At 64.4% G+C, this 12,376-nt stretch carries 9 protein-coding genes; 7 read left to right on the top strand and 2 right to left on the bottom strand.

Features of this window, described 5'->3' with window-relative positions; translation table 11 throughout:
* Nucleotides 1-24: 24 nt before the first annotated feature.
* The 6 genes from G6N73_RS00345 to G6N73_RS00320 all read left to right on the top strand — a co-directional run bounded on the left by G6N73_RS00345 (nucleotide 25) and on the right by G6N73_RS00320 (nucleotide 7,497).
* A complete protein-coding gene (locus tag G6N73_RS00345; protein ID WP_165021598.1) occupies nucleotides 25-906 on the top strand; it encodes a LysR family transcriptional regulator in 882 nt (293 codons plus the stop codon).
* An 878-nt stretch (nucleotides 907-1,784) separates the two neighbouring features.
* Nucleotides 1,785-5,252 (top strand): helicase-related protein, encoded by a 3,468-nt coding sequence (locus tag G6N73_RS00340; RefSeq protein WP_165021596.1) that lies wholly within the window; start codon nucleotides 1,785-1,787, stop codon nucleotides 5,250-5,252.
* Nucleotides 5,253-5,639 carry an RNA-binding S4 domain-containing protein gene (locus tag G6N73_RS00335; protein ID WP_165021594.1) on the top strand — a complete coding sequence of 129 codons (387 nt, stop codon included), beginning with the start codon at nucleotides 5,253-5,255 and terminating at the stop codon, nucleotides 5,637-5,639.
* Nucleotides 5,640-5,775: 136 nt separating this feature from the next.
* A complete protein-coding gene (fdxA, locus tag G6N73_RS00330) occupies nucleotides 5,776-6,114 on the top strand; it encodes a ferredoxin FdxA (protein ID WP_165021593.1) in 339 nt (112 codons plus the stop codon).
* Between the two features lie 431 nt (nucleotides 6,115-6,545).
* Nucleotides 6,546-7,133: a CarD family transcriptional regulator gene (locus tag G6N73_RS00325; RefSeq protein ID WP_165021591.1), complete on the top strand. Its 588-nt coding sequence runs from the start codon at nucleotides 6,546-6,548 to the stop codon at nucleotides 7,131-7,133.
* A gap of 172 nt (nucleotides 7,134-7,305) precedes the next feature.
* Nucleotides 7,306-7,497, top strand: a complete 192-nt coding sequence (locus tag G6N73_RS00320) for a DUF6494 family protein (RefSeq protein WP_165021589.1) — start codon at nucleotides 7,306-7,308, stop codon at nucleotides 7,495-7,497.
* Between the two features lie 47 nt (nucleotides 7,498-7,544).
* Here the strand turns inward: G6N73_RS00320 and G6N73_RS00315 are convergent, their stop codons facing one another.
* A complete protein-coding gene (locus tag G6N73_RS00315) occupies nucleotides 7,545-9,335 on the bottom strand; it encodes an acyl-CoA dehydrogenase family protein (protein ID WP_165021587.1) in 1,791 nt (596 codons plus the stop codon).
* 161 nt (nucleotides 9,336-9,496) lie between these two features.
* On the opposite strand from G6N73_RS00315, the gene G6N73_RS00310 reads away from it, so the two are divergent.
* Nucleotides 9,497-10,360, top strand: coding sequence for an RNA polymerase factor sigma-32 (locus G6N73_RS00310; RefSeq protein ID WP_165021585.1), 864 nt, complete (start codon nucleotides 9,497-9,499; stop codon nucleotides 10,358-10,360).
* A gap of 33 nt (nucleotides 10,361-10,393) precedes the next feature.
* Here the strand turns inward: G6N73_RS00310 and typA are convergent, their stop codons facing one another.
* Entirely contained in the window at nucleotides 10,394-12,223 is a 1,830-nt protein-coding gene (typA, locus tag G6N73_RS00305) for a translational GTPase TypA (protein WP_165021583.1), read from the bottom strand.
* Nucleotides 12,224-12,376 lie beyond the last annotated feature (153 nt).

The following is a 12,376-nucleotide window of genomic DNA, read 5'->3' as shown; positions in this document are numbered from 1 at the left end:
TCGTCTTTGGTGAAAGTACGTCCCATGAACTGGGATGACGTTCGCATATTCCTCGCCGTTGCCCGCGCCGGTCAGATTCTCGGCGCGGCTCGCCGCCTCGAACTCAACCACGCCACCGTCTCGCGCAGGATCGCGGCTCTCGAACAGGCGCTCAACGCAAAACTGTTCCGCCGGCTGACCACCGGCAGCGAACTCACCCCGGCCGGCGAGCGCTTCCTAGAAATGGCGGAGCGCATGGAAGCCGACATGATCACCGCGCGCGCCGAAATCGCCGGCGAGGGCGACGAGGTGTCGGGCGCGGTGCGCATAGGCGCACCCGACGGCTTTGGCGTCGCCTTCCTCGCCGCGCGGCTCGGCCGGCTCACCGAAAAGCACCGCGAGCTGAAGATCCAGCTGGTGCCGGTGCCGCGTTCCTTTTCGCTGTCGCGCCGCGAGGCCGACATCGCCATCACCGTGGAGCGGCCCACCGAAGGCCGGCTGGTGGCGGGAAAGCTCGTCGACTATACGCTCGGCCTGTTCGCCTCGCGCGCTTATGCCGAAGAGAACGGCCTGCCGCGAACGGTCGGTGAACTCGCCGCGCACCGGCTGGTCGGCTATGTGCCGGACCTCGTCGCCAGCCCCTCGCTCGACTACGCCGGGGAATTCAGCCCCCGATGGGATGCGGGTTTTGCGATCTCCTCAGCGCTGGGGCAGGCCGAAGCGGTGCGCGCGGGCGCGGGCATAGGCATCGTGCACACCTTCATCGCGCGCTCGCTGCCCGAGCTTGTGCCTGTCTCCGCCGCCCCGCCGATCCGCCGCGCCTACTGGCTGGTCTATCACGAATCCATGCGGCCGCTGCGCCGCATCCAGACCGTGGCGGAATTCATCACCAGAGCGGTCGAGCGGGAACGGGCGCTTTTCGTTTGAAGCGGCGCTGTGCCGATGCGGCACAAATTCCTTACCGGAGATGCATGAGAAACTCGGTTTCTCGCGGCCGGCGAGTGTCCATTGGTTGCCCGGCCTGCTGACCGGCACAACATGTTGCGGTGAACAAAGGCGGAAACCCGGCCGATCAGCGATTCGTCGCCGCTTCGTTCCCTCTTTAGCCGGAACGTTAACGAAAATCGCAGCGGACGCTGTCCTGGCGGCAGGGTTGCGGCAAGGTTTGGCAAACAGGTCGGCGTTGCGGCCCGTCAAGTTCGCTCTCGGCGACGGTCGCCGGATCAAAGGTTAACGTGCCCCGGAAAATGAGCCGTCGGGCGGCGAATTGCGATTCACCATCTGGAGGCGGAAAACTTGTCAAGGCCCATATGTTGTGTTGAACAAAGCAGGAAAACAGCGGAATCAGCGATTCGTCGCCGATTCGTTCCGTGTTTGGCCGAGAAGTTAACCGGCGCATCGCGCGAGCTTCCGCAGGTAGGCTCCTAAAGGTAGAATTGTATTGGAAATCAAACGCTTGAGCTTTCAATTAAACCGCGATTGGCCGGTTCGGCGGAAAAAGTTAACGCTTTCGCGGCCAGTCGCAGTGCGGCGCTCCCAAACCGATTCACGATCTGGTGCGCGATCGCCTCGGCCAAGCTAGATGTGGCCGTGAACAAATCCTGAATCGCGCGGAGTCACTGATTCGTCTCCGATTCGTTCCAGACTCGTTCCAACGTTAATTTTGACGATTTCCGCCTTTCGTTTCGGGGACCGAAACCCTATTTGTGGCTTCATCGCCATTTGCCGCCGCAGCGGCCCCCATTCAGCCGGTTCGCAGAAGGCCGAGCCGCCAAGCCGAGCCAGAAAGGCCGCTTCCCGTTCCGATGAATCTGCAGCAGCCCAAGAACGACCCGCTCATCCTTTCGGGACGAGACGTGACGGCCGTGCTCGGCCCGACCAATACCGGCAAGACGCATCTGGCGATCGAGCGCATGGTGGCGCATGAGAGCGGCGTGATCGGCCTGCCGCTTAGGCTGCTGGCGCGCGAGGTCTATGGCCGCGTCTGCGAAAAGGTCGGCGCGAACAAGGTCGCGCTGGTCACCGGCGAGGAGAAAGTCCTGCCGCCCGGCGCGAAATATTCAGTCTGCACGGTCGAGGCGATGCCGCGTGAGACCGACGCCGCCTTCGTGGCGATCGACGAGGTTCAGCTCGCCGGCGATCTCGAGCGCGGGCACATCTTCACCGATCGCATCCTGCATCTGCGCGGCCGCCAGGAAACGCTGCTTCTCGGCGCGGCGACTATGCAGGGCATCCTCCAGCGCCTGCTGCGCGGCGTTTCGGTGGTGACGCGGCCGCGGCTCTCGCATCTCGCCTATTCCGGCGCGAAAAAGTTGACGCGGCTGCCGCCCCGCTCGGCCATCGTCGCCTTCTCGGCCGACGAGGTTTATGCGATCGGCGAGCTGATCCGCCGCCAGCGCGGCGGCGTCGCCGTGGTGCTCGGCGCGCTCAGCCCGCGCACCCGCAACGCCCAGGTCGCCATCTACCAGTCGGGAGACGTGGACTTCCTGGTCGCGACCGATGCGATTGGCATGGGGCTGAATCTTGACCTCGATCACGTCGCCTTCGCGCAGAACCGGAAATTCGACGGTTTCCAGTACCGCAACCTGAACGCTTCCGAACTCGGCCAGATCGCCGGCCGTGCCGGGCGGCATCTGCGCGACGGTACTTTCGGCGTCACAGGCCAGGTCGATCCCTTTCCGGACGAACTGGTCGAGAAGATCGAGAGCCACGATTTCGATCCGGTGAAAGTGCTGCAATGGCGCACCGCGCAGTTCGATTTTTCCAGCATCGACGCGCTCAAGCGCTCGATCGACACCACCGCGCCGGTCGAGGGACTGACGCGGGCGCTGCCGGCGGTGGACAGCCGGGCGCTGGAGCATCTTTCGCAGGACCCGGATATCCGGGCTCTGGCCACTGGACGCGAGCGGGTAGCGCGGCTGTGGGAGGTCTGCGCGCTGCCGGACTACCGCAAGATTGCGCCGGCGCAGCATTCGGAGCTCGTCGCCGCGATCTATCTCGACATTGCGCGTCGCGGCCATGTCGACGAAAACTACATGGCCGAGCAGGTGCGCCGCGCCGACACGGTCGAGGGCGACATCGACACGCTGTCGCATCGCATCGCCCAGATCCGCACCTGGACCTACGTGTCCAACCGGCCGGGATGGCTTGCAGATCCGCAGCACTGGCAACAAAAAACGCGCGAGATCGAAGACAGATTGTCGGATGCGCTGCATGAGCGGTTGACGAAACGCTTCGTAGACCGCAGGACTTCCGTCCTCATGCGCCGCCTTAGAGAAAATACGATGCTTGAAGCCGAAATAAGCCCTGCCGGAACGGTCCTCGTAGAGGGCCACCATGTCGGAGAACTGCAGGGGTTCCGATTCACCGCCGACCAGTCCGCCGGCGGCGAGGAGGGCAAGGCGATCAAGGCCGCGGCGCAGAAGGCGCTGGCGCTGGAATTCGAAAGCCGCGCCGAGCGGTTTTCTGCTTCCGGCAACAGCGACATCGCGCTCGGCTCCGACGGCATACTGCGCTGGATCGGCACGCCGATCGGAACGCTGGCCGCGACCGAGGATGCGCTCCGGCCCCGCATCATCCTGCTTGCCGACGAGCAGCTGACCGGCCCGGCCCGCGACAAGGTCGCGGCGCGCGCCGAGCGCTTCGTGAACTTCCAGATCGACACGGCGCTGAAGCCGCTGATCGAACTGAAGAACGCCGAGCAGCTTTCGGGCATCGCGCGCGGCATCGCGTTCCAACTGGTCGAGCATTTCGGCCTGATCAACCGGCGCGAGATTGCCGACGACATCAAGTCGCTGGACCAGGAAGGCCGCGCGGGACTGCGCCGGCTCGGCGTGCGCTTCGGCGCGTACCACGTCTTCGTGCCGAGCCTGCTCAAGCCCGGCCCCGCAGGCCTGGTGACGCTGCTCTGGGCGCTGAAGAACGACGGCAAGGAAAAGCCCGGCTTCGGCGACGTCGTCCACGCGCTTGCCGCCGGCAGGACTTCGGTGGTCGTCGACCCGGCCTTCGACCGCGCCTTCTACAAGCTGGCCGGCTTCCGCATGCTCGGCCGGCGCGCCGTGCGCGTCGACATCCTGGAGCGGCTGGCCGATTTGATCCGGCCGGCGCTGGCCTGGAAGGCCGGAACCGGCCCGCGGCCAGATGGCGCGTTCGACGGCAGCGCCTTCCTGGTGACGCCGGCGATGATGTCGATCCTCGGAGCCAATGCCGACGACATAGAGGAAATCCTGAAAGGCCTCGGCTATCGCGCCGAACCGAAGCCGGCCGCCGAGGTGAAGACGCGGCTCGAGGCGCTCGATCAAGCCGCACGCGAGGCCTCGGAAGCCGCTGCCGCGAAGCGGGAAGCAGAAAGGGCGGCGAAGGAAGCTGAAAAAGCTGCTGCTGAGAAGGCCGCGAAGGAAGCCGAGAAGGCGGCGACTGAGCCAGTCGAAGCGCCCTCCTCCCTCCTTGCGGGGGAGGTGTCGCCGCAGGCGACGGAGGGGGGTGGAGACGACGTGCTCGGTTCTTCACCACCCGCACCCGAACTGACTGCGTCGGAGGGAGAAGCTGTCGCTTCTGAACCTTTGTCGTCCGTCGCCGAGGCGATCGCGCCGGTCGTGCAGGACGAGCCGGCCACAGAGGTGCTGTCTGCGGAAGCCGAGGCTCCTACGGAAGCCGCCACGCCGCTCGCGGCTTCGACCTGGAAGCCTGATGCGGAAGAGCTGCCCGCTGACCTGACGCCTGCTGTGCCCGGTCCGGAGAGCGTCGGCGAAGCTGCCGGCACGAACCAAAGCACAGATGGAAATGGCGCCGAGCCGAGCGGGACCACCCCGGCGCTGCGCGCCGACCCTCCCCGCAAGGGGGAGGGTGAAGAGGAAGCCGAGGAACCGAAGCCGATCCTTTTGTGGCGGCCGGCCCGGTTCGAGCAGCGACCCCGCCACCACCGGCAGGACAACCGCCAGCGCCGCGGCCAGCGCGACGGCGCCGTCGCCGGCGACGGCAAGGCGCAGGGCGACCGGACGCAGCGAGACGGCGATCGGCCGCAACGCAGCGAAGCGCGGCCGCCGCGCGAGAATGGCGGCAAGGAGCGTTTCGAGCGCGGCAAGTTCAAGGGCAAGCCGAATGCCGACGGCCAGCGGCCGGACCGCCGCGACAATCGTCCCGGCGACAAGGGCGGCTTCCAAGGCAAGCAGCCGTTCCAGGCCAGGCCTCCGCGCGAGGAGCGCCCGGTGCGCGTCGATCCGGATTCGCCTTTTGCAAAGCTCGCGGCGCTGCGCGACCAGCTCAAGAAGTAGATGGTCGAAGGCCGGCAGCGCATCGACAAATGGCTGTTTTTCGCGCGCGTGGTCAAGTCGCGCTCGCTGGCTGCCAAGCTGGCGGTTGCGGGGCGAGTCCGCATCAATGGCGACAAGGCCGGCCAGGCGTCGGATTCGGTTAAGCCAGGCGATGTGCTGACCATCACGCTCGAGCGGCGGATACTGATCTACAAGGTGCTGCAGCAGGGCAGCCGCCGCGGTCCCGCCGAGGAGGCGCGAACGCTCTACGAGGATCTGTCGCCGCCGCCCGCTCCGAAGGGCGAAGCTCCTCCCGACGCGTTGCCGCCGCTGCGCGAAGCAGGCAGCGGCCGCCCGACCAAGAAGGAGCGGCGCGAGACCGACCGGCTGCGCAACGGCGAGGAATAAGCCTCCGTCCTCACCATCCGGCCGGGCCGTTTCGCCAATAGGCGCCTGCGGGGAATGGCCGCCCTTGCAACAGCCCTGTAAAGGCGATACCTCACCGCCCATATTAGTCGAGAAAGCAGGGCCCCGGAGCCGCAGCATGACCTATATCGTCACCGACAACTGCATCAAATGCAAATATATGGATTGCATTGAAGTGTGTCCGGTCGACTGCTTCTACGAAGGCGAAAACATGCTCGTCATCCATCCGGACGAGTGCATCGATTGCGGCGTCTGCGAGCCGGAATGCCCGGCCGACGCGATCAAGCCCGACACCGAGCCGGGCCTCGACAAATGGCTGCAGATCAATACCGAGTACGCCTCGAAGTGGCCCAACATAACCTCGAAGAAGGAACCGCCCGTGGATGCCAAGGAGTTCGACGGTGTGGAAGGCAAGTTCGAGAAGTATTTTTCGGAGAATCCCGGCGAGGGCGACTGAGCACCCCTCTCCAGATTTTGGACCTGCGCATGATCTTTCAGAAAACCTATTCCGGTTTTCTGCGTCATGCGCTAAAACCTTGCCAGCAGGATTTTCTTAAGCTGACTGTCATGACCGGTGTTGTCGCGGCTTGACACGTCGCGGCCTTGCGCGCTTGCAGCAAATTGTTGATTCTCGCCGGTTTTTGTGGTATGCGAGCTAAACATGCTGCGGACACACCGTCGATATATGGCGCTGAGCCTTAATCACTGAAAGGTGGAAACCCTAATCCGGACCAAGGCAACTTGGGCCAGGCAACGCTTATTTTGGGGCGGATTGCCAGGGCCTTGGGTTTTTCCGGTGGTTTCGCCTGTTTGCGGCACTAGATTCGGCCCGTCGGGCCGCAACAATCAGCCGGTATTGAAACCGGCCCAACAAGGAGTTCACCGCGTATGGCAACCGCAACCCCGCAGAAGAAATCCGCAGTCCGGCACGGGTTCAAGACGAGTGAATACATCGTTTATCCGGCGCATGGCGTCGGCCAGATCGTGTCGATCGACGAGCAGGAAGTCGCGGGCCACAAACTTGAACTCTTCGTCATCGACTTCGCCAAGGACAAGATGCGGCTGAAAGTGCCGGTCGCCAAGGCGACCGCCATCGGCATGCGCAAGCTTTCCGAGACCGACTATGTCGATCGCGCGCTCAAGGTCCTGCAGGGCCGCGCCCGCGTCAAGCGCACCATGTGGTCGCGCCGCGCGCAGGAGTATGACGCGAAGATCAATTCCGGCGACCTGCTTTCGATCTCGGAAGTGGTGCGCGACCTTTACCGCGCCGAGAACCAGCCCGAGCAGTCCTATTCCGAGCGTCAGCTCTACGAAGCGGCGCTCGACCGCATGGCGCGGGAGATCGCCGCGGTCAACCGCGTCTCCGAAACCGAAGCGGTGCGGATGATCGAGACCAACCTGAACAAGGGTCCGAAGCGCGGCGCCAAGGCCGACAATGAGGAAGCCGAGGTCGCGGAACAGGAAGAGGCCGCGTAAGCGCCTTCATTCGCGTGGCAGGCAAGAACCCGGCGGCGACGCCGGGTTTTTTTGTCCTGTGGCAGCCGGGCTGCCTCAGCTTCAACCAGCATTTCCGGGCCTACAGCTGACGCCGCTTGCCACCCGGCAGCCACGGCCTACAATCCGGCAGATGCAAGATGGGAGCGCCGCCATGGACGAAGACAAATTCAACATGTCGATCCGCAAGTTCCTCAAGGAGGTCGGCGTCACCTCGCAGCGCGAGATCGAGGCGATCGTGCGCGAGGGCAGAGCCAGCGGCAATAAATTGCGCGTGCGTATGACGCTGACTGCCGAAGGCACCGATCTGAACCATGTGGTGGATGGCGAGATAGACCTCTCCTGAGGTCTGCGGTGATGTTCAGGTAATGCGCCGGCCATGCTCCTGAGAGTTCAGAACCACTCCGGCCGCATCTTCAGCGCAGTATCGTCGAGGCTGTCGAGAAGCGCGCGTTGCGTGCGGGTCCTCGGCAGTTCGTAGGCGAAGAAATAACGGCAGGCGGCGAGTTTTCCGTCGAGGAAGTTCCGGTCCGGATCCGGCGAGCCGAGCCTGCGCGTCGCGGCCGTCGCCTGACGAAGCCACATCCAGGCGATGACCACATGGCCCATCATGTCGAGATAGATCGTCGCATTGGCAAGGCCTGGACGCGGATTTGAGCCGACCTTTGCCGCGAGCTTGCCGGTGGTGGCGACGGCTTCGGCGAGATGCGCCGCCAGATCGGCGGCATGGGCGGTCAACCCCTCTAAGCCATGCGCCTGCGTCACGTCGGCCATGATCCTGGCGGCCAGCGTCTTCATGCCGGCGCCGTTCTCCTGCATCACCTTGCGGCCGAGCAGGTCGAGCGCCTGGATGCCGTGCGTGCCTTCATGGATCGCGTTCAGGCGGTTGTCGCGGTAGAGCCGCTCCACGGGATAGTCGCGCGTGTAGCCATAGCCGCCGAGCACCTGGATCGCATGCTTGTTGGCTTCGAGACAGAATTCCGAGGGCCATGATTTCGCGATCGGGGTCAGGAGGTCGAGCAGGATGCGGATCTCGTGGCGCGCCTCCTCGCTGGGCGCCGCCTTGATCGCATCCACCAGGAATGCGGCGTAGAGAAGCAGCGCCAGCGAGCCTTCCACGGCGGTTTTCTGGGCGAGCAGCAGCCGCTTTACGTCGGCATGGCCGATGATCGGGATTTGCGGAGAGGAGGCGTCCTTGTTGTCCGGATGGCGGCCCTGCAGGCGCTCGCGGGCATAGGCCAGCGAGGCGCGGTAACCGGCCGCGCCGAGGGCTGCGGCGCCGAGCCCGACGCCGATGCGCGCCTCGTTCATCATCTGGAACATGTAGACCAGGCCCTTGCCGGGGTCGCCGACCGGATAGCCGCGGCAGGGACCATCCTCGCCGAAATTCAGCGCGGCGTTGGTTGTGCCGCGGTAGCCCATCTTGTGGTTCAGGCCGGCGAGCGCGACGCCATTGCGCAGGCCGATCGAGCCGTCCTCCTCGACCAGGAATTTCGGCACGATGAACAGCGAGATGCCCTTAACGCCGGGCGGACTGCCGGGGATCTTCGCCAGCACCATGTGGACGATGTTTTCGGAAATCTCCTGGTCGCCGCCCGAGATCCACATTTTCCGGCCGGTCAGGAAATAGGAGCCATCCTCCTGCGGCTCGGCCTTTGTCGTGATATCGGCCAGCGAGGAGCCGGCTTGCGGCTCCGAAAGGCACATCGTGCCGAAGAACCGGCCTTCCACCATCGGCTTCAGGAAGCGCGCCTTCTGCTCGGGCGAGCCGAAGGCATCGATCAGATTGGCGGCGGCGGTGGTCAGGAACGGATAGGCGGCCGTGGCGATATTGGCCATGGAGAAGATGAAGCCCACGGCGCTGCGCACGGTTTCCGGCATCTGCGCGCCGCCCAGTTCCTGATCGAAGCTGGCGCCGAAGAACCCCGCCTCGCGGTATGCCGCGAGTGCTGCGCCGACGCGCTCGTCGATCACCACTTTTCCGTCGACGAATTTCGGTTCGTTGAGGTCGAGATCGGCCGCGTGCGGCAGGAAATGATCCATCGCGACCCGCTCCGCCATGTCGAGAACGCCGTCGATCGCGGCGCGGTCATAATCGGCAAAACGCGGCAATGCCGAGAGGCTGGCCGTGGGGAGAGCGTCGAAAAGCTGGAAGGCGATGTCTGCGCGGTCGACCGAGATCATGGAACATTCCTGGGCACGGGGCGTTGGAGGGCGTCTAGGGCGCTTCGCCTTGAGGTCAAGGCCATGTCCCGGACGGCGCCCCGGAAATCGGAGCGTGGTCCCCTCGAGGATCGGGAAAGAATGAACTAGCGGGCAATTGCGCCAGAGTTTGGGAGCGCCAAATGCGAGACAAAGCCAAGAGAGCGATGATCCGGGCGGCGATGAAGGCGCCATATCTCGACCGCGGCGAGGAGCATGAGCTTGCGCTGCGCTGGAAAGAGCATCGCGACCAGGACGCCATGCATCGGATCACCACCGCGCATATGCGGCTGGTTATCTCGATGGCGATGAAATTCCGCTATTTCGGCCTGTCGATGGGCGACCTGATCCAGGAGGGCCATGTCGGCTTGCTGGAGGCGGCGGCCCGCTTCGAGCCCGAACGCGACGTGCGCTTCTCGACCTACGCGACCTGGTGGATACGCGCTTCGATGCAGGACTACATCCTGCGGAACTGGTCGATCGTGCGCGGCGGCACCAGTTCGGCGCAGAAGGCGCTGTTCTTCAATTTGAGGCGGCTTCGCGCGCGGCTGGCGCAGGGGCCGGAGACCATGTCCGGATCGGCGCTCTACAAGGAGATTTCGACGGCGCTCGGCGTTTCGGAAGCGGATGTGGCGATGATGGATTCGCGCCTGTCCGGCCCCGACACATCGCTCAACGCGCCGCTGGTAGACGATGGCGGCGGCTCGGCCGACCGGATGGATTTCCTGGTTTCCGACGCGCCGCTTCCCGACGAAATCGTCGGCGAGACGATAGACATCGAGCGCCGCTCTGGCTGGCTCAAAAATGCGCTCGGCGTGCTCAACGAGCGCGAACTGCGCATCATCGCCGAAAGGCGCTTGCAGGATGACGGAGCGACGCTGGAGGCGCTGGGCGAAACGCTCGGCATCTCCAAGGAGCGGGTGCGCCAGATCGAGAGCCGGGCGCTGGAGAAGCTGAAATCCGCGCTCGTCAAGGAAAGCCCGGCCTTCCTGTCGTCGGCGGCGTGAATCCCTCCCCTTTTGGGAAGGGAAAGCGCTGCCTCAAGCCGCGCCCGCCGTCTTCGACGACTTCTCAAAGCGCTTGCGCTCGTTCGGGTCTAGAAAGAGCTTCCGCAGGCGGATGGTCTTCGGCGTAACCTCGACCAGCTCGTCGTCCTGGATCCAGGCCAGCGCCCGCTCCAGCGTCATGCGGATCGGCGGCGTCAGCTTGACGGCCTCGTCCTTGCCAGCGGCGCGGATGTTAGTGAGCTTCTTGCCCTTCAGCACGTTCACTTCGAGATCGTTGTCTCTGGAGTGGATGCCGATGATCATGCCCTGATAGACCTTGACGCCGGCGTCGATGACCATTGGTCCCCGGTCCTCGAGGTTCCACATGGCGAACGCCACCGACTCGCCCTGATCGTTGGAGATCAGCACGCCGTTGGTGCGGCCGCCAATGTCGCCCTTGTAGGGCTCATAGGCGTGGAACAGCCGGTTCATCACCGCCGTGCCGCGCGTGTCGGTCAGAAGCTCCGACTGATAGCCAATCAGGCCGCGCGTCGGCGCATGGAAGACCAGGCGCTGGCGGTTGCCGCCGGAGGGGCGCAGCTCGACCATCTCGGCCTTGCGCTCCGACATTTTCTGCACGACGACGCCGGCATGCTCTTCGTCGACGTCGATCACGACCTCTTCGACCGGCTCCAGCAACTCGCCGTTCTCGCCCTTCTGCATGACGACGCGCGGACGCGACACGGCGAGCTCGAAGCCTTCGCGGCGCATCGTCTCGATCAGCACCGCGAGCTGCAATTCGCCGCGGCCCGAAACAAAGAACGAATCCTTGTCCGGCGATTCCTCGATCTTCAGCGCGACATTGCCTTCCGCTTCGCGCAGCAGCCGGTCGCGGATGACACGGGACGTGACCTTGTCGCCTTCGGTGCCCGCCAGCGGGCTGTCATTGACGATGAACGACATGGTGACGGTCGGCGGATCGATCGGCTGCGCGTGCAGCGGTTCGGTCACCGACAGGTCGCAGAAAGTGTCGGCGACGGTGCCCTTCGAAAGGCCCGCTATGGCTACGATATCGCCCGCCTGCGCTTCCTCGATCGGCTGGCGCTCGAGGCCGCGGAAGGCGAGAATTTTCGAGATGCGGCCGGTTTCGAGCAGCGAGCCGTCATGGTGAAGCACTTTCACCGCCTGGTTGGCCTTAAGCGTGCCGGATTCGATGCGTCCGGTGATGATGCGGCCGAGGAACGGATTGGCTTCCAGGATGGTGCCGATCATGCGGAACGGGCCGGGATGCACGGTCGGCGCCGGCACGTGCTTGAGGACGAGATCGAACAGCGGCGCCAGGCCCTGGTCCTTCGGGCCTTCCGGGTTCTCCGAGACCCAGCCGTCGCGGCCCGAGCCGTAGAGGATCGGGAAGTCGAGCTGCTCGTCGGTGGCGTCGAGCGCCGCGAACAGGTCGAACACTTCGTTGACGACTTCGACATGACGCGCATCGGGACGGTCGATCTTGTTGATCACCACGATCGGCTTCAGCCCGACCTTCAGCGCCTTGCCGACGACGAATTTGGTCTGCGGCATCGGCCCTTCGGCTGCGTCGACCAGAACGATGGCCGAATCCACCATCGACAGTATGCGCTCCACCTCGCCGCCGAAATCGGCGTGGCCCGGAGTGTCGACGATGTTGATGCGGGTGTCTTTCCAGTCGACCGAAGTCGCCTTGGCCAGGATCGTGATGCCGCGCTCCTTTTCCAGGTCGTTCGAATCCATGGCGCGCTCTGCGACGCGCTGGTTTTCGCGAAACGAGCCGGACTGCTTCAGAAGCTGGTCGACGAGAGTGGTTTTGCCATGGTCGACGTGCGCGATGATCGCGATATTGCGGATGTTCATGAAATCTGTCTCAGGGGTGCTTGGGCGCACAATGGTAGGCGCCGCCTTTTCGGTTGGCGGGCTCATACATGTTTTTTCGCAGATGCGAAAGGCCCCGATGGTTACCGAAAATTAGGCATCGGGATGCGACAATAAATCCTTAACCAAAACGGA

Source organism: Allomesorhizobium camelthorni (genome assembly GCF_011045125.1).
GTDB classification, from domain to species: domain Bacteria; phylum Pseudomonadota; class Alphaproteobacteria; order Rhizobiales; family Rhizobiaceae; genus Allomesorhizobium; species Allomesorhizobium camelthorni.
The sequence above is the reverse complement of the archived record's forward strand: the minus strand, read 5'-3'. Positions and strand labels throughout refer to the sequence as shown.

Excerpts from the sequence above, each read along its gene's own strand:
- G6N73_RS00345 (WP_165021598.1), top strand. The coding sequence starts at position 25 with ATGAACTGGGATGACGTTCGCATATTCCTCGCCGTTGCCCGCGCCGGT.
- G6N73_RS00340 (WP_165021596.1), top strand. The coding sequence starts at position 1,785 with ATGAATCTGCAGCAGCCCAAGAACGACCCGCTCATCCTTTCGGGACGA.
- G6N73_RS00335 (WP_165021594.1), top strand. The coding sequence starts at position 5,253 with ATGGTCGAAGGCCGGCAGCGCATCGACAAATGGCTGTTTTTCGCGCGC.
- fdxA (WP_165021593.1), top strand. The coding sequence starts at position 5,776 with ATGACCTATATCGTCACCGACAACTGCATCAAATGCAAATATATGGAT.
- G6N73_RS00325 (WP_165021591.1), top strand. The coding sequence starts at position 6,546 with ATGGCAACCGCAACCCCGCAGAAGAAATCCGCAGTCCGGCACGGGTTC.
- G6N73_RS00320 (WP_165021589.1), top strand. The coding sequence starts at position 7,306 with ATGGACGAAGACAAATTCAACATGTCGATCCGCAAGTTCCTCAAGGAG.
- G6N73_RS00315 (WP_165021587.1), bottom strand. The coding sequence starts at position 9,335 with ATGATCTCGGTCGACCGCGCAGACATCGCCTTCCAGCTTTTCGACGCT.
- G6N73_RS00310 (WP_165021585.1), top strand. The coding sequence starts at position 9,497 with ATGCGAGACAAAGCCAAGAGAGCGATGATCCGGGCGGCGATGAAGGCG.
- typA (WP_165021583.1), bottom strand. The coding sequence starts at position 12,223 with ATGAACATCCGCAATATCGCGATCATCGCGCACGTCGACCATGGCAAA.